This window comes from Variovorax sp. GW821-FHT10D07 (assembly GCF_059415325.1).
Genome location: NZ_JBWKMZ010000020.1, coordinates 83,155 through 102,580, shown reverse-complemented (window position 1 = coordinate 102,580; position 19,426 = coordinate 83,155). Strand labels below are relative to the sequence as shown.

At 69.7% G+C, this 19,426-nt stretch carries 19 protein-coding genes and 1 tRNA gene; 6 read left to right on the top strand and 14 right to left on the bottom strand.

What is annotated here, in order from left to right:
* Positions 1 to 78: 78 nt before the first annotated feature.
* The gene (locus AC07PU_RS37720) at positions 79 to 687 is read left to right on the top strand and encodes a Crp/Fnr family transcriptional regulator (RefSeq protein ID WP_093347817.1); all 609 of its coding nucleotides are present in this window, start codon (positions 79 to 81) and stop codon (positions 685 to 687) included.
* Between the two features lie 16 nt (positions 688 to 703).
* Here AC07PU_RS37720 and AC07PU_RS37715 read toward each other — a convergent pair whose 3' ends face one another.
* From AC07PU_RS37715 to AC07PU_RS37700, 4 genes are all read right to left on the bottom strand, one after another.
* Positions 704 to 1,540 (bottom strand): cytidylate kinase family protein, encoded by an 837-nt coding sequence (locus AC07PU_RS37715; RefSeq protein ID WP_495323079.1) that lies wholly within the window; start codon positions 1,538 to 1,540, stop codon positions 704 to 706.
* Between the two features lie 16 nt (positions 1,541 to 1,556).
* On the bottom strand, positions 1,557 to 3,086 hold the full coding sequence (locus AC07PU_RS37710; RefSeq protein ID WP_093347823.1) for a tripartite tricarboxylate transporter permease: 1,530 nt from the start codon (positions 3,084 to 3,086) through the stop codon (positions 1,557 to 1,559).
* Positions 3,087 to 3,108: 22 nt separating this feature from the next.
* Positions 3,109 to 3,633, bottom strand: coding sequence for a tripartite tricarboxylate transporter TctB family protein (locus AC07PU_RS37705; protein ID WP_093347826.1), 525 nt, complete (start codon positions 3,631 to 3,633; stop codon positions 3,109 to 3,111).
* Between the two features lie 126 nt (positions 3,634 to 3,759).
* Positions 3,760 to 4,788 carry a Bug family tripartite tricarboxylate transporter substrate binding protein gene (locus tag AC07PU_RS37700; RefSeq protein WP_093347829.1) on the bottom strand — a complete coding sequence of 343 codons (1,029 nt, stop codon included), beginning with the start codon at positions 4,786 to 4,788 and terminating at the stop codon, positions 3,760 to 3,762.
* Positions 4,789 to 5,118: 330 nt separating this feature from the next.
* On the opposite strand from AC07PU_RS37700, the gene AC07PU_RS37695 reads away from it, so the two are divergent.
* Both AC07PU_RS37695 and AC07PU_RS37690 read left to right on the top strand, forming a co-directional pair.
* Entirely contained in the window at positions 5,119 to 5,358 is a 240-nt protein-coding gene (locus tag AC07PU_RS37695) for a hypothetical protein (protein WP_093347832.1), read from the top strand.
* A 58-nt stretch (positions 5,359 to 5,416) separates the two neighbouring features.
* Positions 5,417 to 5,491: transfer RNA gene (locus tag AC07PU_RS37690), tRNA-Arg, on the top strand.
* A 101-nt stretch (positions 5,492 to 5,592) separates the two neighbouring features.
* Here the strand turns inward: AC07PU_RS37690 and AC07PU_RS37685 are convergent.
* From AC07PU_RS37685 to AC07PU_RS37665, 5 genes are all read right to left on the bottom strand, one after another.
* Positions 5,593 to 6,453, bottom strand: a complete 861-nt coding sequence (locus AC07PU_RS37685) for a sterol desaturase family protein (protein WP_495323077.1) — start codon at positions 6,451 to 6,453, stop codon at positions 5,593 to 5,595.
* 132 nt (positions 6,454 to 6,585) lie between these two features.
* Entirely contained in the window at positions 6,586 to 7,704 is a 1,119-nt protein-coding gene (locus AC07PU_RS37680; protein ID WP_495323076.1) for an NAD(P)H-dependent flavin oxidoreductase, read from the bottom strand.
* Positions 7,701 to 8,681: a tripartite tricarboxylate transporter substrate binding protein gene (locus AC07PU_RS37675; protein WP_495323075.1), complete on the bottom strand. Its 981-nt coding sequence runs from the start codon at positions 8,679 to 8,681 to the stop codon at positions 7,701 to 7,703. The genes AC07PU_RS37680 and AC07PU_RS37675 overlap by 4 nt, the downstream gene beginning before the upstream one ends.
* Before the next feature lie 40 nt (positions 8,682 to 8,721).
* Positions 8,722 to 9,882, bottom strand: a complete 1,161-nt coding sequence (locus tag AC07PU_RS37670; RefSeq protein WP_495323074.1) for an acyl-CoA dehydrogenase family protein — start codon at positions 9,880 to 9,882, stop codon at positions 8,722 to 8,724.
* 25 nt (positions 9,883 to 9,907) lie between these two features.
* Positions 9,908 to 10,717 carry an IclR family transcriptional regulator gene (locus AC07PU_RS37665; protein ID WP_203202896.1) on the bottom strand — a complete coding sequence of 270 codons (810 nt, stop codon included), beginning with the start codon at positions 10,715 to 10,717 and terminating at the stop codon, positions 9,908 to 9,910.
* Positions 10,718 to 10,951: 234 nt separating this feature from the next.
* Here AC07PU_RS37665 and AC07PU_RS37660 point away from each other — a divergent pair, with 234 nt between their 5' ends.
* Positions 10,952 to 12,109: a CaiB/BaiF CoA transferase family protein gene (locus tag AC07PU_RS37660; protein ID WP_495323090.1), complete on the top strand. Its 1,158-nt coding sequence runs from the start codon at positions 10,952 to 10,954 to the stop codon at positions 12,107 to 12,109.
* Positions 12,110 to 12,113: 4 nt separating this feature from the next.
* Here AC07PU_RS37660 and AC07PU_RS37655 read toward each other — a convergent pair whose 3' ends face one another.
* The gene (locus AC07PU_RS37655) at positions 12,114 to 13,346 is read right to left on the bottom strand and encodes an acyl-CoA dehydrogenase family protein (protein ID WP_495323073.1); all 1,233 of its coding nucleotides are present in this window, start codon (positions 13,344 to 13,346) and stop codon (positions 12,114 to 12,116) included.
* 120 nt (positions 13,347 to 13,466) lie between these two features.
* On the opposite strand from AC07PU_RS37655, the gene AC07PU_RS37650 reads away from it, so the two are divergent.
* Both AC07PU_RS37650 and AC07PU_RS37645 read left to right on the top strand, forming a co-directional pair.
* Positions 13,467 to 14,471, top strand: a complete 1,005-nt coding sequence (locus tag AC07PU_RS37650; RefSeq protein ID WP_495323072.1) for a YhdH/YhfP family quinone oxidoreductase — start codon at positions 13,467 to 13,469, stop codon at positions 14,469 to 14,471.
* Positions 14,472 to 14,483: 12 nt separating this feature from the next.
* Positions 14,484 to 15,656, top strand: coding sequence for a CaiB/BaiF CoA transferase family protein (locus AC07PU_RS37645; protein ID WP_495323071.1), 1,173 nt, complete (start codon positions 14,484 to 14,486; stop codon positions 15,654 to 15,656).
* Here AC07PU_RS37645 and AC07PU_RS37640 read toward each other — a convergent pair.
* The 4 genes from AC07PU_RS37640 to AC07PU_RS37625 are packed head-to-tail and all read right to left on the bottom strand — an operon-like array spanning position 15,619 to position 19,411.
* On the bottom strand, positions 15,619 to 16,323 hold the full coding sequence (locus tag AC07PU_RS37640) for an EthD domain-containing protein (RefSeq protein ID WP_495323070.1): 705 nt from the start codon (positions 16,321 to 16,323) through the stop codon (positions 15,619 to 15,621). The two genes, AC07PU_RS37645 and AC07PU_RS37640, sit on opposite strands and share 38 nt — an antisense overlap.
* On the bottom strand, positions 16,320 to 17,504 hold the full coding sequence (locus tag AC07PU_RS37635) for an NADH:flavin oxidoreductase/NADH oxidase (protein WP_495323069.1): 1,185 nt from the start codon (positions 17,502 to 17,504) through the stop codon (positions 16,320 to 16,322). The genes AC07PU_RS37640 and AC07PU_RS37635 overlap by 4 nt, the downstream gene beginning before the upstream one ends.
* Positions 17,505 to 17,511: 7 nt before the next feature.
* A complete protein-coding gene (locus tag AC07PU_RS37630) occupies positions 17,512 to 18,432 on the bottom strand; it encodes a DMT family transporter (protein ID WP_495323068.1) in 921 nt (306 codons plus the stop codon).
* A gap of 1 nt (position 18,433) precedes the next feature.
* Positions 18,434 to 19,411, bottom strand: coding sequence for an MBL fold metallo-hydrolase (locus AC07PU_RS37625; protein WP_203202902.1), 978 nt, complete (start codon positions 19,409 to 19,411; stop codon positions 18,434 to 18,436).
* Positions 19,412 to 19,426: the final 15 nt, after the last annotated feature.

Here is a 19,426-nt window from a genome sequence, read left to right as displayed (position 1 = left end):
CGGTCAACTTTCCCGAAAACGGCGCCGACCCCCGATGAAGCGGCGCCGCAGGCGACGAAATCGAGCAAGACGGTGACCATGACGTTGTTGGAAAACCACCCGGAGAAGAACATCATTCGCGCCCAGCTCCGGCAGAACATCCTGCTCAAGGACCTGAACGAGGGCGAGCGCGCGGAGCTCGAGGCTCACCTGGTGATCGTCGACGGCAACAAGGGCGATTTCCTGCTGCACCAGGGGGTGCGGGAGATGGAGCAGTACTTCATCCTCGACGGCATCCTCAAGCGGGTGGTGAGCAACCCGGAGGGCAAGGAGATGATCCTGCGCTTCGCCGACGAGAACGACATGGAGACCAGCTACGCGGCCATGCGCCTGGGCACGCCCACGCCCTACGGCATCGTCTGCGTCACCAAGGCCCGCGTGGCGAGCCTGCCGCTGAAGGAATGGACCGCCTTCCTGGCGAGCCATCCCCAGACCAAGGAACTGTTCGAGTTCCTCGTGATGCGCGGCATGAGCGAGATCATGGCGCACACCATCACGCTGCACCTGCTGGACGCGCCGGGCCGGGTGCACCGTTTCCTGCGCAAGCACCCCGAGCTCGTGGACCGCATCCCGAGCAAGGAGCTCGCGTCCTACCTCAATCTCTCCGCAGAAACCCTGAGTCGGCTGCGCAAGCGCGGGAAGATCTGAGGCCGTCCAAGACCCCCTAGGTCTGCTTCGCCGACGCGAAGCGCCGGGTGGTCGCCATCAGCCGCAGCTGGTTGTCCACCGCGCCCACGCCCTCCACCGCCGCCGTGACGGCCTCGGTCTGCGCGCGCTCGTCCGCGTCGAGCACGATGCCGCGCAAGCTCACGCGGCCGTGGTCGGCCTCCACCGTGACCCGGATGTCGGCCGTGGCTGCGCCGTCCTTGAGCGCCGCCTTCACGCGCGCCGCCAGCGCCATGTTGGCCAGCAGCGCACGCGAACGCGCGGTCTCGGCAAACTCGGGCCGCGCCGCCAGCGCGCGGATCTGCGCCACGCAGCTGTCGACCGTGAGCCGGTCGGTGTTGAGCACCAGGTCGTAGAGCACCGGGTCGCCCCAGGTCACGCCGAACTGCGCATGCATGCGCGCGGCGTGCGCCTCGTCGCTGCGCCGGATCTCGGCCTCGGCGAACTCGGCGTCGTCGGTCTCCAGGTGCGTCATCAGCCAGTCGATGCGCTTCTTCAGCGAGCGCGTGATGCGCACGCACACCACGTGCGGCACCGGCCGCAGCAGGCAGGTGGCGCCCCAGCCGCGCAGCACCACGTTGCCGCGGTCGGCCAGCGCGAACAGTTCCTCGGCCGTGTAGAGCGCGAGGCTGCGCCGGTCGGCGGTGAGCCGCTCGACGAAACCGGCCTTGCCGCCGCGCAGGCGGCCGATCAGGCTGGTCGAGACCTGCATGCGGTCGGCGACGCGCTCGATGACCTCGTGGCGCATCGATTCCAGCCCCATCTCCTCGGCGAGCTGAACCGACACGTCCTTGGCGAGCGATCCCATTTCCTGGGTCAGTGCGATGACGGGCATGGCGTGGCCTCCGGGTTCAATCGACCGGCCGCTCGACGGCGAACTCGTCGGGCTTCTTCGGCTTGAAGAGCGCCAGCAGCTTGGAGATCAGCGGCCAGAACAGCAGCGTGAGCGCCAGGGTGGTGATGCCGCCGACCAGCGGGTTCGAGAACATGATCATCACGTCGCCCTGCGACACCAGCATGGCCTGGCGGAACGAGTCCTCGGCCTTGTCGCCGAGCACCAGCGCCAGCACCAGCGGCGCGAGCGGGAAGTCGAGCTTCTTGAACAGGTAGCCGATGACGCCGAAGCCCAGCATGAACCAGATGTCGAGCATCGCGTTGTGCACGGTGTAGGCACCGATCGCGCAGATCACGATGATCACCGGCGCGATGATCGAGAACGGGATGCGCAGGATCGAGGCGAACAGCGGCACCGTGCTCAGCACCACGATCAGGCCGACGATGTTGCCCAGGTACATGCTGGCGATCAGGCCCCAGACGAAGTCCTTCTGCTCGACGAACAGCAGCGGCCCGGGCTGCAGGCCCCAGATCAAGAGGCCGCCCAGCAGCACCGCCGCGGTCGGCGAGCCCGGGATGCCGAGCGCCAGCATCGGCAGCAGCGCGCTGGTGCCGGCCGCGTGCGCCGCGGTCTCGGGCGCGACCACGCCCTCGGCCTCGCCGGTGCCGAACTTCGAGCCGCGCTTGGACATCTTCTTGGCCAGGCCGTAGGCCATGAACGAGGCGGGCGTGGCGCCGCCCGGGGTGATGCCCATCCAGATGCCGATCAGCGAGCTGCGCAGCGAGGTCATCCAGTACTGCGGCAGCTGCTTCCAGGTCTGCAGCACCACCTTCGGATCGATCTTCGCGCTCTTGCCCGAGAACTTCAGGCCCTCTTCCATCGACAGCAGGATCTCGCCGATGCCGAACAGGCCGATCACCGCGATCAGGAAGTCGAAGCCGCGCATCAGCTCGGGCTGGCCGAAGGTCAGGCGCAGCTGGCCCGTGACCGTGTCCATGCCCACGCTGGCGAGCGCGAAGCCCAGCGCCATCGAGGCCAGGATCTTGAACGGCGAGCCCTTGCCCATGCCCACGAAGCTGCAGAAGGTCAGCAGGTAGACCGCGAAGAATTCGGGCGAGCCGAACTTCAACGCGAACTTGGCCACCAGCGGCGCGAGGAAGGTGATCATCACCACCGCGAGGAAGGCGCCCACGAACGACGAGGTGAAGGCCGTGGTGAGCGCCGCGCCCGCGCGGCCCTGCTGCGCCATCGGATAGCCGTCGAAGGTGGTGGCCACCGACCACGGCTCGCCCGGGATGTTGAACAGCACCGAGGTGATGGCGCCGCCGAACAGCGCCCCCCAGTAGATGCACGACAGCATGATGATCGCCGAGGTCGGCGACATCGTGAACGTGAGCGGCAGCAGGATCGCGACGCCGTTGGCGCCGCCCAGTCCGGGCAGCACGCCGATCAGCACGCCCAGGATGATCCCGACGAACATCAGGCCGATGTTGGTCGGTGTCAGGATCACCGAAAAGCCCTGCATCAGGGCACCGATTTCTTCCATTTCGCTTGTGCTCCGTGAGGTGTCAGTAGCCGAGGAACGAGAGCGGATCCAGGGCGCCCTTGAACAGCGGCACCTTGAACCAGACCTCGAACATGAAGAAGAACAGCGTGTTCACGGCCAGCGCCGCGATCGCGGCCTTGACCCAGGAGTACTTGCCCAGGATCACCATGAACAGCGCGATGTAGACCGCCGAGGCCACATACAGGCCGAGCAGCGCGATGCCCAGCACGTAGACCACCGCCGGCAGCAGCACCGAGAGCACGCGCTTGAGCTGCTCGCGGTCGACGAAGACCTCGGTATTGCGGTTCTTGCCCAGCAGCGACTGGTAGAGGATGCCGATGCCCGAGATCGTGATGATCAGGCCGATGAAGAACGGGAAGTAGCCCGCGCCCGGGCCGTCGCTGGTCCAGCCCGCGCCGAGCCGGCGGCTTTCGAAGATCACCACCAGGCCGATCGCCAGCAGCAGCAGTGCCACCACCGCCTCGACCTTGTTCGTGGCCACGCCCGTGCGCGCGGCCGGGTCGGATACGTTGTCGTCGTGCTCCATGGAGCCCCCATCGTGTTGTTGTCGAGAGAGAAAACCGGGCGCGACGCCACGCGCCCGCGCGGGCGCATGCTCACGTCGTCCGATGCATCGCGGCGGCGCGCCCGGCCGCCGGTGCCTTCTTGCCTGTTACTTGCTGGCGGCCAGGAAGCCGGCTTCGGTCATCAGCGTCTTGTGCGTGATTTCCGCGCTGGCGAGCCACTTCTCGAAATCGGGGCCGGTCATGAAGGTCGGGTTGAAGGCGCCCTTCTCCATGTATTCCTTCCACTCGGGCGTGGCGATCACCTTGGTCAGCAGGTCCTTGTAGAAGGCCAGCTGTTCGGGCTTGACGCCCGGTGCCATGAAGATGCCGCGCAGCATCGTGTACTTGGCCGGCACGCCCGCTTCCTTGCAGGTGGGCACGTCGTTCCACGACTGCGTGTCGGTGACCTTGGCCTTGAACGGCATGCGCTCGTCGTCGAACACGCACAGCGCGCGCAGCTTGCCCGCGCGCCACTGCGCCACCGCCTCGATCGGGTTGTTCACGGTGGAGTTCACGTGGCCGCCCACCAGCTGCACCGCGACTTCGCCGCCGCCCTTGAAGGGCACGTAGATGAACTTGGTGCCCGTGGCCTTCTCGAGCGCGACCGTGATGATCTGGTCTTCCTGCTTCGAGCCGGTGCCGGCCATCTTGAACTTGTTCGGGCCCGCCGCCTTCACCGCGGCCACGTACTCGCCCGCGGTCTTGTAGGGCTGCTCGGCGTTGGTCCACAGCACGAACTGGTCGAGCGCCAGCATCGCCACCGGCGTCATGTCCTTCCAGTTGAAGGGCACGCCCGTGGCCATCGGCGTGGTGAAGAGGTTCGACAGCGAGATGATGATCTTGTGCGGATCGCCCTTGGCTTCCTTCACCGAAAGAAAACCTTCGGCGCCCGCGCCGCCCGACTTGTTGACCACGATCAGCGGCTCCTTCATCAGCTTGTACTTGATGACGATGCCTTGCAGCAACCGACCCATCTGGTCGGCGCCGCCGCCGGTGCCGGCGGGGATCACGAACTCGACGGGCTTGGCGGGTTCCCAGGCCCATGCGGGGGTGGCGGCTGCCATCACCGCGGCGGCGGCGGTGGCGACCAGGACTCGTGCGCGACACGCGCCGAGGCGCGGAATGAAATGCTTCATCTGTTGTCTCCTGCTGTAGAGGGTGCGCTCTTTTTTTTCGTGAGTCTGAGCCGGATCCGAACAGCGCAGATGGTGCGCGTGCGCGAAACGCGCCGGCTTGATCGCGGTCAATTTTTTGAAGATTCCGTATCGGGGTAAGCCCACCCCGCGATCGGTCGCGGCGATGCGCGCGCGGGCCCTGCGCAGCGCCTCGCGCGCCGCTCGCGCGATGCGTTCGGCGCGCTGGCGAGAGGCGGTTTCGCAGGCCCGACCCCGCCTTCTCAGGGGGTTCGGGTTAACCCTATAAAATCGACGCCCCCCTTCACTTTCCATGCCCAGGAGCTTCCCGCCATGCCCAGCCTCGACCGATCGTCCGCCCCCGCGAAGCTGCTGCGTCGCGCCACGGTCGTCCTCAAGAGGCTGGCCTTCGAGGCCGACATGCTGCTGGGCACCCTGCTGAGCCCCAACAAGGTCATCGCCGAGGTCGAGCAGATGCGCGCCCTGCAACGCCGCGCCGACCGCATCGAAGCCACCGACCCGGCCCGCGCCGCCGCCCTGCGCTGGCACGCCTCGCGCGTGGGCCTGCGCTGAACCAGGCTCCATCGTCATAGGAAGGAGCGGCCGAACTGGTAAAGTCCAGCCGCCCAGCGTCTTCGTAGTTCAATGGATAGAACGGGGTCCTCCTAAGACTCAGATACAGGTTCGATTCCTGTCGAAGGCACCAGCAAGCCGTTGATGTTCAACGGCTTTTTTTTGGCTGGGACCCGCTGGGACCAGGGTGGGACAGGACGCCCGCGCCGCGGCGGCCCGTCTCCCGGACGCCGCTCACTTCAATTCGCCGAGCGAACTGGACGCGGCCTGGCCGCGGCCGCGGCCGCGGCCGCTTCTGAACGGTGCAATGAAGGGCCCCGCCCACTGCGGCCAGAGGCGATTGGATTCGACACCCTCCACGCCCGTCGGCTGGTCGCAAGGACCCGGGCAGTAGTGCGTGCCGAACAGGCGGTCGAACACCGAGAACACCGATGCGAAGTTCGTCCCGACGCCCGGCCCTTCCTTGACGTGATGCCAGCGATGCATCGCCGGCGAAACGAGGACCCAGCCGAGCGGCCCCAGGGTCCAGGGAACGTTGGCATGCACGAAGATGCCGTACACGTGACGCACCACGGAACTGGTGAGCACGACGGAGGCCGGAAACCCGATCGCGAACAGCGCCGCCATGTCGATCGCCACCGTCGAGAGCCGGTTGATCGGATGGAAGCGCAGGGTCGTCAGCACGTTCATCGACTCGTCGCTGTGATGCAGCGAGTGGCTGGGCCACAGCCAAGCCGCGTGCTCGAGCCGGTGCCGGAAGTAGGCGATGCCGTCGCCGACGAAGACCGCCAGCGCGATCACGGCCCACAACGGCCAGGCCGCGAACCACTCCGAGGGGAACAGCGTCCACGCGTGGCGTTCGATGAGCGTTCGGCAACTCACGATCAACAGCGACAAGGGGCCGACGACGATGAGCAGATCGATGGCATAGGTCTGCAGATTGACCCGGGTGCTGGGCTGAAAAACACGCCGGAGGACGGCGGCAAATTCGCCGCGGTTTCTCAGGAGCTCGATCAACAGGATCGGCAGACCGACCAGCGCAATCGTCGTGGCTTGCGTCGACGCTCGATCGATCAATGCCCAGAGGTAGTCCATGGTGTCCGGAATCCAGAAGAACCTGGATTGTGACCAGATGCTTCGGGTTCGGAAAGAGAGGGTTGGGTGTTTGGCGACTTCAAATCTCTCCAACCCAATCCGGACGAACACCGGATGCAAGCGATCGACGCTTCACCTCCGGTGAGCGTCCCAGCCCCGCATGCGCTCCCACGCCCCCCGCATGCCGTCAACCAGCGCATCCATCTGCTCGCCCACCGTGGTCTCCCGCTCGATGCCGAACACGCTCTGGCCGGCTGCCTCGTAGATCAGCCGCGCGTCGTCGAACTCGTGCATCGAGGCGAACACGTCGCCCGTGAGCGCCTGCTGCAACGGCATGCCCAGCGGCGCCGGCGCGCCGGGCTCGTTCCAGGCGTCGATCCAGTCGCTGCGCACCACGCGGCAGGGCTTGCCGCTGTGGGCCCGCGTGATCAGGGTGTCCTCGCTGCCGCTGGCGATGAGCCGTTGCAGCAGCGCGGGCGGCGTGTGGTTCTCCTTCGCGCCCATCCACAAGGTGCCGAGCCACGCGCCCTGCGCGCCCATGCTCAGCACACCGAGCACCTGCGCGCCGGTGGCGATGCCGCCGGCCGCCAGCACCGGCACCTCGCCCGCTTCGGCGATGACCTGCGGCAGCAGCGACAGCGTGCCGACCGTGCCGGTGTGGCCGCCCGCGTCGTAGCCCTGCGCCACCAGCACTTCCACGCCCATGTCGAGCGCCTTGCGCGCATGCCGCACCGAGCCGACCAGAGAGAAGGTGAGCTTGCCGCGCGCCTTCGCGCGTTCGATGAGGTCGGCGCGCAGGCCGATGGCCGTGGCCACGCCGCGCGCATCGGAGTCGAGCACGGCCTCGATCTGCGCGTCGAACAGCGCCCGGGTGCGCACCTGGCTCGTGAAGAAGCTGGGCCGCTGCGGCGGCTTCACCTGGAAGCGGTCGCGCAGGCCGTCGACGAAAGCCACGTGCGGCGCAGGCAGTTGCGCGCGCACGCTCTCGATGCTCGCGGCCTCGTCGGGCACCTGCGAGGGCAGCATCAGGTCGATGCCGTAGGGCAGGCCCGCCATGCGTTCGCTCGCCTCGGCCAGGATGTGCGGAATCTCGTGCGGCAGCTCGCGCGCGAGCCCCAGCACCGGAAAGCCGCCCGCCCGCGCGATGGCCGCGCACACGTCCACCGAGTGCGAGAAGCCGAAGATCGGATGGCGGATGCCCAGCCTGTCGCACAACGGCGGCCGCACGGGCGATTCGCTTGCGATGTTCATTGCGCCTCGATGCCCGCCGTCTTGATGACCTTGCTCCACTTGTCGTATTCGCTCGCGATGAAGGCGTCGAACTGCTTGGGGCCCTGCGGCGCCACCTCGAGGCCGAGCACGTCGAGCTTGGGCTTCATCGCAGGGTCGGCCAGGATCTCGGCCACGTCGGCCGACAGCCTGGCGACGATGGCATCGGGCGTCTTCACCGGCGCGACGAGGCCGAACCACGTGCCCACGTCGTAGCCCTTCAGGCCCGCGGCCTCCGCCACGGTGGGCGTGTCGGGCAAGGCGCTGGAGCGCTTGCTCGTGGTCACGGCCAGCGGCCGCAGCTTGCCGGCCTTGATGTGCGGCACGGCCAGCGCGACGGTGAGCGGCATCATCGTCACGCGGCCCGCGAGCAGATCGCCGAGCGCATCGGGCTGGCCGCGATAGGGCACGTGCGTGAGCTTGATCTCCGCGCTCTGCGCCAGCAGCTCGCCCGACAGATGGTTGGAGGTGCCCACGCCGGCCGTCGCGTAGGTCAGCGGCGGATTGGCCTTCTTCGCCATCGCGACCAGCTCCGCCATGGTCTTGGCGGGCACCTCGGTCGGCACCACGAACACGTTGGGGATCACGCCGAAGCCCTCGATGGCGCGGAAGTCGCGCACGGGATTCCACGCCACGCCCTTGATGAGGCTCGGCGTGACCGCGTGGCCGGGGCTCACGCACAGCAGCGTGTAGCCGTCGGGCGCGGCCTTGGCCACGTAGTCGGTGCCGATCGAGCCGCCGGCACCGGTCCTGTTCTCGACGATGACGGGCTGGCCGTACTTGGCCGACAGCCGCTCGCCCACCAGCCGCGCGATCGAGTCGACCACGCCCCCGGCGGTGAACGGCACGATGATGCGGATCGGCTTGCTCGGGTAGTTGCCCTGTGCGAATGCGGGCGCGGTCATTGCGAGGGACTGGACGGCGAAGAGCGCGGCCAGCAGGGTGCCTTTGAGGGTCATGTGTTGTCTCCGTTGATGATGGCTGGCGCGCGCCGCCGGCTCAGGTCTGGTGCCCGGCTCGTGCCATGGTGCGGCGCGCGATGTTGGTGAGGTGGATCTGGCTCGTGCCTTCGTAGAGGCGGAACAGCCGCACGTCGCGGTAGAAGCGCTCGGCCACGTTGTCGTTGATGTAGCCGCCGCCGCCGAAGACCTGCACCGCGCGGTCGGCCACGCGACCGCACATCTCGGAGGCGAACAGCTTGCACATCGAGGCCTCCATGGTCACGTCGGCGCCGTCGTCGCGCTTGCGCGCCGTCTCCAGCAGCAGCGCGCGGGCGGCGTGCACTTCGGTGTTGCTCTCGGCGATCATCTGCTGCACCAGCTGGAACTCGCCGATGGCCTGGCCGAACTGCCGGCGCGATGCGGCGCGTGCCACCATCTCGTCGACCAGCCGGATGGCCGGCCCGATGCACAGCCCCGCGAGGTTGATGCGCTGCTTGTTCAGCGCCTTCATCGCCGTCTTGAAGCCCAGGCCCGGCACGCCACCGACGATGGCCGATGCGTGCACGCGGCAGCCTTCGAGGATCACCTCGCCGACCGGCGAGCCGTGCTGGCCCATCTTGCGATAGCCCGCGGGCGCCGAGAGGCCGGGCGTGTCGCGCTCGACCAGGAAGGCCGTGATGCCGGCCGCGCCCCTGGCCTGCGGATCGGTGCGCGCAAACACGGTGAACAGGCCGGCAATGGGCGCATTGGTGATGAAGCACTTGCGGCCCGTGATGCGGTAGTGGTCGCCATCGCGCACGGCCACGGTCTGCTGCGCGGTGGCGTCGGAACCGGCTTCGGGCTCGGTGAGCGCGAAGCAGCCCGTGAGGCGGCCGCTGGCCAGCTCGGGCAGCCAGCGCTGCTTCTGCTCGGGTGTGCCGTCGACCACCAGCGACTCGGACGCGATGCCCGTGTTGCCGCCGAAGCGCGCGCGGAAGGTGGTGGCAGCCTGCGAGACCTCCATGTTCACCAGCGACAGCTCCTCGCTCGTGAGACCCGCGCCGCCGTACTGCTCGGGAATGCTGTGGCCGAACAGGCCCAGCGCGCGCATGCGCTCGACCACGGGCTCGGGGATGAGGTCGTCGCGGTCGACCTCGGCCTCGATGGGCATGCATTCGTTGCGGATGAAGTCGCGGACTTCGACGAGCAGGGCATTGAATTTTTCGGGGCTGCGGATCATGGGTTCGGGCTTCTGGTTTTCCGGTTCAGCGCAGGCCCTGCGCGGTTTCGAGCTGGCGCACGGCATCGAGCAGCAGCGGCGCGACCTTGCGTTCCATGCGCTCGCCGGGCGAGCGGTAGGTGGCGAGCGTGCAGTTCATCGCCAGCGGCGTTTCGCGCGGCGGCACGCGCACGGGCACGGCGACGGCGTGGATGTCCTTCTTCCAGTCGCCGCGCGAGTGGCAGAAGCCGCGCGCGGCGAAGAGCTTCTGGTCGGCTTCCCACGCGGGCCGCAACTGCTGGAACAGGGCCGCGTCCTGCAGCCGCAGCCGGTTGAGGATGGCCGAGCGTTCCGGCGCGGTGCAGGCCAGCATCAGCGCGCGGCCGATCGCCGCGGCCAGCAGCGGGCGCGTGCTGCCGATGTCGGGCATGTGGGTGTTGGTGTTGTCGGTGCGGATGGTGTCGACATAGACCACGTCGGAGCGGTCGCGCATGCCCAGGTTCACCGAGCAGCCCGTCTCGCGCGCCAGCCTTTCCATGATGGGTCGCGCGACCTGGCGCACCTGCATGCTGGCCAGCAGCGGGTAGCCCAGCGACAGCACGCCGGGCCCGAGCCTGTATTTCTGCGTGGCGCCGTCGCGGCTCAGGTAGCCGAGCAAGGTGAGCGTATAGGTGATGCGCGAGACCGTGGGCTTGGGCAGGCCGCTGCGGTCCGAGATCTCGCGGTTGCCGAGCACCGGGTCGGCGCTGGTGAACACGCGCAGCACTTCCATGCCGCGCGCCAGGTTCATCGAGAACTGGCGGTCGGCGGTGAGGTCGTGTGGATCGACGAGACCCGGGAGCGCGATGCTTGTCATGCGTGAGGAGGAGCGCGGTGGTGTGGGCATGATTGGCCGTTCGAAATGGGGCGTCAATGAAACGCGGAGGGTGTTTCGCTGTGCGAAACAGCGATTGTTGGCCCGCGTGGCGTCTGGCAAAACCGGCTCGTACCCGGAGCCCTTCGCCCCGGCTTGGAGCCACGTTTGCATTCCCCCGACGACACCCCACGACGACCCGCGCGCGGCGCCCTTTCGGGCGTGCGCATCCTCGACATGGCCACCGTGCTGGCCGCGCCCCTGGGCGCCACGCTGTGCGCCGACCAGGGCGCCGAGGTGGTGAAGCTCGAGCTGCCCGGCGGCGGCGACGCACTGCGTGGCCTGCAGCCCGTGAAGGACGGCAAGGCGCTGTGGTGGAAGATCGCCAACCGCGGCAAGCGCGGCATCACGCTCGATGTGCGCCAGCCTGCAGGCCGCGCGCTGCTGCTTCGGCTGGTGACGCAGTTCGACGTGCTGGTGGAGAACTTCCGCACCGGCACGCTCGACCGCTGGGGGCTGGACCTGGCCACGCTGCATCGCGCCAACCCGCGGCTCGTGGTGGTGCGGCTCACGGGCTTCGGCCAGACCGGGCCCTACAAGTCACGGCCGGGCTTCGCGCGCATCTTCGAGGCCATGAGCGGCTTCACCAACCTCACGGGCGAAGCGGGCGGCTCGCCGCTGCACAGCAATTTCCCGGTGGGCGATGCGGTGGCGGGGTTGTTCTGCGCCTTCTCCATCGCCTCGGAAATGGCGCGGCTGCGCGGCGACCCGCAGGCGCTCGGCTGCGAAGTGGACCTGGCCGCCACCGAGGCGCTGTTCCGCCTGCTCGACCCGCTGCCCGTGGAGCATGAGCAGCTCGGCACGGTCCGCATGCCCGCAGGCAACTGCGCGAGCTACACCGCGCCCTCGAACATGTACCGCAGCCGCGACGGCCTCTACTTCTCGGTGGTCGCGTCGTCGGACCCGATCTTCCAGCGGCTGTGCGCGGCCGTCGACAAACCCGAGTGGGCGAACGACCCGCGCTTTGCCAGCAACCCCGCGCGCGTGCTGAACCTCGTGGCGCTCGACGAAGGGCTCGGCGCGTGGTTCGCCGCGCACGACTACGACACCATCGAGCGCCGGCTCGAGGACGCCGGGATTCCCTTCAGCAAGATCTTCACCATCGCCGACATCGAGCAGGACCCGCACTATCGCGCGCGCGAGGCGATCATCCGGCTGCCCGACCCCGACTACGGCAGCCTGCCCGCGCCCTGCGTGGTGCCGCGCGTGCCGGGCCGTGAACTGCCGATCCCGCGCACGGGGCCCGACACCGGCGAGCACAACGCCGAGGTCTATGGCGAGTTCGGCCTCGACGCCGCAGCGCTGGCCGCGCTGCGTGCGGAAAAGGTGATCTGAGCCTTCAGTAGTCGGTGAGCGGCCCGTCGCGCAGGCAGGGGTTGCGCTCGGCCAGCGGCGCGCGGCGCATCAGGTCGCGGCCGATGACGGTCTTGTGCACCTCGCTCGCGCCCTCCCCGATCTGGTTGAGCTTGGCATCGCGGAAGAAGCGCTCGAGCGGAAAGTCGCGCAGGTAGCCGCGCCCGCCCGTGAGTTGCAGCGCATCGGTCACGACCTTCATGCACAGGTCGGTGGCCTGCAGCTTGGCCATGGACGCGAAGATCGACACGTCGCTCGCGCCCGCGTCGTACTTGTCGGCCGTGAGCGCGAGCAGGGCACGGCTGGCCTCGATCTGCGTGACCATGTCGGCCAGCATCCACTGCACGCCTTGATGTTCGCCCTCGCGCTTGCCGAACACGGTGCGGTCGCTGGCATAGCGGCTCGCGATCTCGACCGCGCCGATGGCACGGCCCAGCGCCATCGCGGCGTGCCCGATGCGCGCGCGCAGCAGCGCGTCCTGCGCGAGCGAGAAGCCATCGCCCTCCGCGCCGAGGCGGTGCGAGGCGGGCACCTCGACCGCATCGAATTCGAGCGAAGAGATCGGCACGCCGAACCAGCCGAGCTTGCCGGCCTCCGCGCCGATGTGGAAGCCCCGGGCGTCGCGCGGCATCAGCACCGCGATGAACACCGAGGGATCGTCCTCGGCGCGCCCCACCACCGCGAACCAGTCGGCCGTGCTCGCGCGCGTGATGAACTTCTTGCGGCCCGTGACGAGGTAGCGCCCGCCCTCGCGGCGGATCGTCGTCGAGAGGCCGCGCACGTCGGAGCCCGCGCCAGGCTCGGTCAGCGCGAAGGCCGCCTGCAGCTCGCCGGTGCACAGCCGCGGCACGATCTCGCGGCGCAGCGCCTCGCTCGCGCCCGCGACGATGGCGCGGCTCGACAGGTCGGTGCCCGTGATCATCGAGGCCGAGGTGCTGCACACGCGGCCCAGCTCCTCGATGAGGCGGATGCGCAGCGCCTGGCGCGCATCGGTGCCGCCGTACTCGCGCGGGAATGCGGTGGCGATCACGCCTTCGCGCGCGAGCGTGCGGAAGGTATCCCAGGCGAACAGGTCCTCGCGCGAGACGGCGTCGGCCTGCGGCCCGAGCGTGTCGCGGCACAGGTCGCGCACGTGTTGAACGGTGGCCTGCTCGTCAGGCTGCAGGCGTTCGAGAAAGTGATCGCCGAACAGTCGGGTGGCGCGGGTGCCTGTGGTCATCGGGTGGGTCTCCTGTTGAGGGCAGGCATGGTGGCGCCGCGCGGCGCGCGCGGTCGAGCCGTGTTTCGACAGGCGAAACACCGGCTTGCGGATGCGGTCCGGGGCTGGTCAGATGGCCCCATGCCCATTCCCCAGACATTCGAAGCCCTTCGCACGCACCAGAGCGCCGAAGGCCAGGTCCAGAGCCGGCTGGAGACCCTGCGGCTCGACGACCTGTCGGCCGGCGAGGTCGTGGTGCGCACGCGCTATGCGGGCGTGAACTACAAGGACTGCCTCTCGCTGCACGGCCGCGCGAAGATCATCGCGTCGTACCCGCGCGTGGCGGGCATCGAGCTGGTCGGCGAGGTGCTCGCATCATCGGTGGCGTCCTTCGAGCCCGGCCAGGCCGTGCTCGTGCACGGCTTCCAGACCGGCATCGCGTTCGACGGCGGCTTCTCCGCCTGCGTGCGCGTGCCCGCCGCACATGTGCAGGCCGTGCCGCAGGGGCTCACGCCGCACGAGGCGGCCGTCATCGGCGTGCCCGGCTTCACGGCCGCGATGGCGCTCGAGCGCTTCATCGAGCTCGGCATCGCCCCCGGCACGGGCAGCGTGGCGATGAGCGGCGCGGGCGGTGCGGTCGGCCTGCTGGGCACGGCCATCCTCGCGCGCGCCGGCTATCGCGTGGCGGCCATCACGCGTCGCATGGCGCAGGAGGAGCGGCTGCGCGCCATCGGCGCGCACGAGGTGATCGATGCCGCCGTGCTCGACGCGCCCCAACGCCCGCTGGAGAAGCCGCGCTTCGCCGCCGCCATCGACAACGTCGGCGGACCGATGCTGTCGTGGCTGCTGCGCTCGATGGCCGACGGCGGCGCCGTGGCGTCGGTGGGCAATGCGGCCGGCAACAGCTACGAAGGCAGCGTGCTGCCCTTCATCATGCGGCGCGCGCAACTGTTCGGCATCGTGGCGAATGCGCCCGTGGAGCAGCGGCGGCGCCTGTGGACGAAGCTCGCGGCCGAATGGAAACCCGACATGGCGGCCGTGCTGCCGCACGTGCAGCACATCCCGCTGGGCGCGTTGATGGCACACAGCGCGCGGCAGCTCGACGGCGCGACATCGGGCCGCGTGCTCGTCGATTTCTCGCGCTGAGGGAGCCCGGCCATGGGACCGCTGCACGGTCTTCGCGTGCTGGAGTTCGACGCCATCGGCCCGGTGCCCTGGGCCGCGATGATGCTCGCGGACATGGGCGCCGACGTGCTGCGCATCGCGCGGCCCGTGCCGGCCGGCATGAGCATCGCGCGCGACGCGCGGCACGAGACGGTGCTGCGCGGCCGGCGCAGCGTGACGGCCGACCTCAAGGACCCGGCCGCGCGCGATGCCGTGCTCGCGCTGGCGCGCAACGCGCACGTGCTGCTCGAAGGCCACCGCCCCGGCGTGATGGAACGACTGGGCCTCGGGCCCGAGGCCTGCCTCGCGGCATCGCCCACGCTGGTCTACGGGCGCATGACGGGCTGGGGGCAGCACGGGCCGCTCGCGCGGGCCGTGGGTCACGACATCAACTACATCGGCCTCACGGGTGCGCTGCATGCCACCGGCACGGCCGACAGGCCGATGCCCCCGCTCAACCTCGTCGGCGACTTCGGCGGCGGTGCGATGCTGCTGGCGCTCGGTGTCATGGCCGCCGTGCTGGAGGCGCGCAGCAGCGGCCAGGGACAGGTCGTCGACGCGGCGATGGTCGACGGTTCGCTGCTGCTGATGGCGCCGATCCTGGGCCGCGTGGCCACGGGCGAATGGCTGGACCGGCGCGAGGCCAACCTGCTCGACGGCGGCGCCCCGTTCTACGGCGTGTACGAGACCAGCGACGGCCGGCACCTGGCGGTCGGGGCCATCGAACCCGCGTTCTACGCGGCGCTGCTCGCGGGACTGGGCCTGGCGCCCGATGCGCTGCCGCCGCAGCACGACCGCGCTGCCTGGCCCGAAACGCGGCGCCGGTTCGCCGCCCTCTTCGCCACGCGCACGCGCGATGCATGGTGCGCGGTCTTCGACGACACCGAGGCCTGCGTGACACCCGTGCTGTCGCTCGGCGAAGTGCCGGGCCATGCGCACCACGTGGCGCGCGAGAACTTCGTGCCGGTCGGTGGCGTGCAGCAGCCCGCGCCGGCGCCGCGCTTCTCGCGCACGCCGAGCGTCACGGGCCGCGCGCCGGCCGACGCGCACGGCGGTGGCGACGAGGCCTTGCGCGACTGGGGTTTCGATCCCGAAGATCCGCGCCTGTCGGCCCTCGGCCGCGACGGCCTCACACCACCCGCCACTCCTCCACCACGAACGCCGTGATCTCCGCCAGGAAACTCTTCGCATGCGCCATCGTGCGCTGCCCCTGCGCCGAGCCGAAGGCGGCGTCCAGGGTGTCGGTGCTCTCGAACCAGAGCTCGACGATGCCGTCGATCGGCAGCGTCTCGTAGCCGCAGGGCGTGCCCTTGTCGAACTCGCGCGCGGTCACGACGTTCTGGCGGTAGCCGCCCACGCCGGGCATCCGGCGCACGTGGTCGGCGTGCACCTTCCACTCGCGGCGGAAGTCGTCCTCGGAGATGTCGGTGCGGCGGCGCAGGGTGGAGATGCGCTTGAGCAGGCGGTGCGGTTCGGCCGGCGGCGCGATGACGGTGCTCTGCGCGACGCTCACGATGTGCAGGCCGCCGAGGAAATGCCGCTCGTCCTCGCGGATGCGCGCGGCGAGCTCGCCGTCGGTGAAAGTGGCGTTCGCCTGCGCCGCGACATCGAAACCCAGTTGCGAGAAGCCGTCGAAGTCCCACGGGCCGCGCGCGAAGTCGATGCCGCGCTGCAGCCGGTCGGTCACGAGGTTCTGGCGATAGCCACGCAAGGTGGGCAGTTGCGCGACCAGCGGGCCGTGGCTGTGGCGCCAGTGATGGCGGAAGGCCTCGTCGGTCCAGTCGGGCTTCTTGCGGATCAGGCCCATGCGCAGGGGAAGGCTGGCGTCGGTCATGGTGCGGGTGTCTCCTTGTCGTTGGATGCGGCGGCCGCTTCGGCCCGCGCGCGTGCGAGGCCCGGCGCGCGCTTGGCGAGCCACACGCCGTGGCGCACGGGCCAGCGCCGGTAGGCGGGGTCGACGCCGAGCTCGGCGGCGGCGTGGTGGGCCCAGTAGGGATCGAACAGCGCCTCGCGGCCCAGCGCGATCAGGTCGGCATCGCCGGCGGCGAGCACGGCCTCGGCCTGGCGCGCGTCGACGATCATTCCCACGGCCTGCGTGGTCACGCCGGCCTCGCGGCGGATGCGTGCCGAGAACGGCACCTGGAAGCCCAGGCCGCGCGGCACGGGCAAGGCGCGCGTCTCCTCGGTGAGGCCGCCCGACGAGCAGTCGATGACGTCGACGCCGCAGTCACTGAGCGCGCGCGACAGCACCACCGAGTCGTCGAGGTTCCAGCCGTCGAGCGTGCCGTCGACCGCCGACAGCCGGCAGAACAGCGGCTTGTGCTCGGGCCAGGCGGCGCGCACGCGGCGCGCGATCTCGAGCGCGAGCGCCATGCGCTTGTCGCGGCTGCCGCCATAGGCATCGTCGCGCCGGTTGGCGTTGGGCGAGAGAAAGCTCGCGACCAGGTAGCCATGGCCGAAGTGCAGCTCGACCACGTCGAAGCCCGCTTCGTCGGCGCGCCGCGCGGCATCGACGAAGCGCTGCACCACGGCCTCGATCTCGTCGAGGCCGAGCGCGCGCGGCGCCGACCAGCCCGGGCCGGCCGCGAGCGCGCTCGGGCCCAGGCGCTCCCAGGGCTCGTCGTCGGCCGCTATGGTCTGCGCGCTCAAGGCCGCGCCGCCCTCCCACAGCGGCTCGCTGCCCGACTTGCGGCCCGCATGCGCGAGCTGCACGCCGATGGCGCCGCCCTGCGCGTGCACGAAATCGACCACGGCCTTCAGCGGCGCGACCTGGCTGTCCTTCCACAGGCCGAGGTCGGCGGTGCCGATGCGCCCGCGCGGATCGACCGCGGTGCTCTCGGTGAGGATCAGCGCGGCGCCGCCGAGCGCGAACTTGCCCAGGTGCACCAGGTGCCAGGGCGTGGCATGGCCGCGCTCGGCCGCGTGCTGGCACATGGGCGAGATCACGACACGGTTGGACAGCTCGAGCCCGCGCAGACGCAGCGGCTGGAACAGCAGGGGAAGCGGATCGGACATGGGTGACTCAGGAAGAAGGCTTGGCCGGCCGCGTGCCGAGCCAGGTGCCGCCCATCACGGCGGCGAAGCCGAACAGGTGCCAGACGGTCAGCGTCTCGCCCAGCAGCAGCGCCGCGAAGCCGACGCCGAACACCGGCACCCAGTAGAGGAACACGGCGGTGCGCGCGATGCCGATGACGGAGATCGACCGGTTCCAGATCAGGTTGCCGGCCGCGGTGGCGGCCACGCCCGAGAACAGCACCAGCACCCAGGGCCACGCGCCCGGAAAGAGTTGCGCCGCGCCCAGCGGCGAGGGCCCGAGCGCGGCATGCACGATCAGCATCGCGGTGCCGATCAGGTAGATGACCCAGCTCATCGACAGCGGATCGAGCTGCCGCGAGAGCCGCTGCACGCCGACGCCGCCGACCGCGAAGCTGATGACCGACAGCGCGAGCATCAGGTCGCCGAGGCCGGCATGCGAGAGCGTGGCACCCGGATGGCTCAGCACCACGGCCGCCACGCCCGCGAAGCCCAGCGCCACGCCGAGCAGGCGGCGCGGCGTGAGCGGCTCGCGGAACACCAGCGCGGCCATCAGCGCCGACACCAGCGGGCTCAGCGCCATGATCAGCGCGCCGTTGGTGGCGGTGGAGCGCTGCAGCCCATGCGCGAACAGGATCTGGTTGGCGTACACCATGAGGAAGGCGCAGCCGGCCATCGCCGCCAGCTGGCGCGCCCCGAGCAGCGGCAGCCCGCCGCGCCGCCACAGCACGACGGCGCTGAGCGCGACGCAGGCCACCGCCATGCGCAGCGCCGCCAGCGGCAGCGCCTCGAAGGAGGCGGTGAGCGCCTTCACGGCCGAGACGTTGACGCCCCACAGCACCATGGCCAGCAGCATCCAGCCCTGCACCGAGGCCGGCGTGGCGACCGGCGCGGCCGCGCTGCGCTTCACCTCAGCTTTCCAGCGCGTTCCACATCTCGATGTCGCGCTCCGCGGTCCAGATGCGCGGATGCACGTGGCCGGTGGCCTCGTCGTAGGCACGCGTCACGTCGAAGGGCATGCAGTGGTCGAAGATCACCCAGTGGCCATAGGTCGGGCGCAGCGCGGCCACGGTCTCCTTGTAGATGACGTTGAGCGTCTTGCCCTGCGCCACGCCGTTGTTGACCAGCGTGTAGACGTCGGAGATGAAGGCGCGCGTGGAGGCGATGGCCTTGCGCACGTCGGTGGCGTTCTCGAGCGCGGCGCCGCGGCCCGGCACCAGCTTCTCGAAGCCGAAGCCGGCCAGGCGGTCGAGCGTGGTGGGCCAGTCGCGGAAGTAGCAGTCGCCCGCGTAGGCGGTGCTCTGGTATTCGACCAGGTCGCCCGCGAAGCAGATCTTCTGGTCTTCCAGGTAGGCGATGGTGTCGCCCTTGGTGTGGCCGCGGCCGACCTGCGCGATCTTCACCTCGAGCTTCTTGCCGAGCCACACGCTCATGGTGCCGTCGAAGGTCATGGTGGGCCAGGTCAGGCCCGGCGGCACCGACTCGACGTTGCGGAACAGGCGCGGGAAGCGGCCGATCTCGCTGGCCTTGTCCTGCTCGCCGCGCTCGACGATCAGGTCGTAGGTGTCGCGGCTGGCGATGATCTGCTCGGCGCCTTCCTTGAAATAGGCCGAGGCGCCGAGCACGCGCACCGCGTGGTAGTGCGACAGCAGCACGTACTTGATCGGCAGCGGCGTGACCTCGCGGATGCGGCGGATCACGTCCTGTGCCATCGCGGGCGTGGCCTGGGTGTCGACCACCATCACGGCCTCGTCGCCGATGAAGATGCCGGTGTTCGGGTCGCCCTCGGCCGTGTAGGCATAGGCGTTCTCCGAGAGGCGCGTGAACGAGACCTTCTTCTCCTCGAGGTCGGCCTGGCTGGCGAATTTCTTGGTGGCGGGTGCGGTCATTGGTTTTCCTTGGGA

Excerpts from the sequence above, each read along its gene's own strand:
- AC07PU_RS37665 (WP_203202896.1), bottom strand. The coding sequence starts at position 10,717 with ATGACAAGCATCGCGCTCCCGGGTCTCGTCGATCCACACGACCTCACC.
- AC07PU_RS37720 (WP_093347817.1), top strand. The coding sequence starts at position 79 with ATGACGTTGTTGGAAAACCACCCGGAGAAGAACATCATTCGCGCCCAG.
- AC07PU_RS37640 (WP_495323070.1), bottom strand. The coding sequence starts at position 16,323 with ATGACCGACGCCAGCCTTCCCCTGCGCATGGGCCTGATCCGCAAGAAG.
- AC07PU_RS37655 (WP_495323073.1), bottom strand. The coding sequence starts at position 13,346 with ATGACCACAGGCACCCGCGCCACCCGACTGTTCGGCGATCACTTTCTC.
- AC07PU_RS37695 (WP_093347832.1), top strand. The coding sequence starts at position 5,119 with ATGCCCAGCCTCGACCGATCGTCCGCCCCCGCGAAGCTGCTGCGTCGC.
- AC07PU_RS37660 (WP_495323090.1), top strand. The coding sequence starts at position 10,952 with ATGGCCACCGTGCTGGCCGCGCCCCTGGGCGCCACGCTGTGCGCCGAC.
- AC07PU_RS37635 (WP_495323069.1), bottom strand. The coding sequence starts at position 17,504 with ATGTCCGATCCGCTTCCCCTGCTGTTCCAGCCGCTGCGTCTGCGCGGG.
- AC07PU_RS37650 (WP_495323072.1), top strand. The coding sequence starts at position 13,467 with ATGCCCATTCCCCAGACATTCGAAGCCCTTCGCACGCACCAGAGCGCC.
- AC07PU_RS37675 (WP_495323075.1), bottom strand. The coding sequence starts at position 8,681 with ATGACCCTCAAAGGCACCCTGCTGGCCGCGCTCTTCGCCGTCCAGTCC.
- AC07PU_RS37715 (WP_495323079.1), bottom strand. The coding sequence starts at position 1,540 with ATGCCCGTCATCGCACTGACCCAGGAAATGGGATCGCTCGCCAAGGAC.
- AC07PU_RS37680 (WP_495323076.1), bottom strand. The coding sequence starts at position 7,704 with ATGAACATCGCAAGCGAATCGCCCGTGCGGCCGCCGTTGTGCGACAGG.
- AC07PU_RS37700 (WP_093347829.1), bottom strand. The coding sequence starts at position 4,788 with ATGAAGCATTTCATTCCGCGCCTCGGCGCGTGTCGCGCACGAGTCCTG.
- AC07PU_RS37645 (WP_495323071.1), top strand. The coding sequence starts at position 14,484 with ATGGGACCGCTGCACGGTCTTCGCGTGCTGGAGTTCGACGCCATCGGC.
- AC07PU_RS37625 (WP_203202902.1), bottom strand. The coding sequence starts at position 19,411 with ATGACCGCACCCGCCACCAAGAAATTCGCCAGCCAGGCCGACCTCGAG.
- AC07PU_RS37670 (WP_495323074.1), bottom strand. The coding sequence starts at position 9,882 with ATGATCCGCAGCCCCGAAAAATTCAATGCCCTGCTCGTCGAAGTCCGC.
- AC07PU_RS37710 (WP_093347823.1), bottom strand. The coding sequence starts at position 3,086 with ATGGAAGAAATCGGTGCCCTGATGCAGGGCTTTTCGGTGATCCTGACA.
- AC07PU_RS37685 (WP_495323077.1), bottom strand. The coding sequence starts at position 6,453 with ATGGACTACCTCTGGGCATTGATCGATCGAGCGTCGACGCAAGCCACG.
- AC07PU_RS37705 (WP_093347826.1), bottom strand. The coding sequence starts at position 3,633 with ATGGAGCACGACGACAACGTATCCGACCCGGCCGCGCGCACGGGCGTG.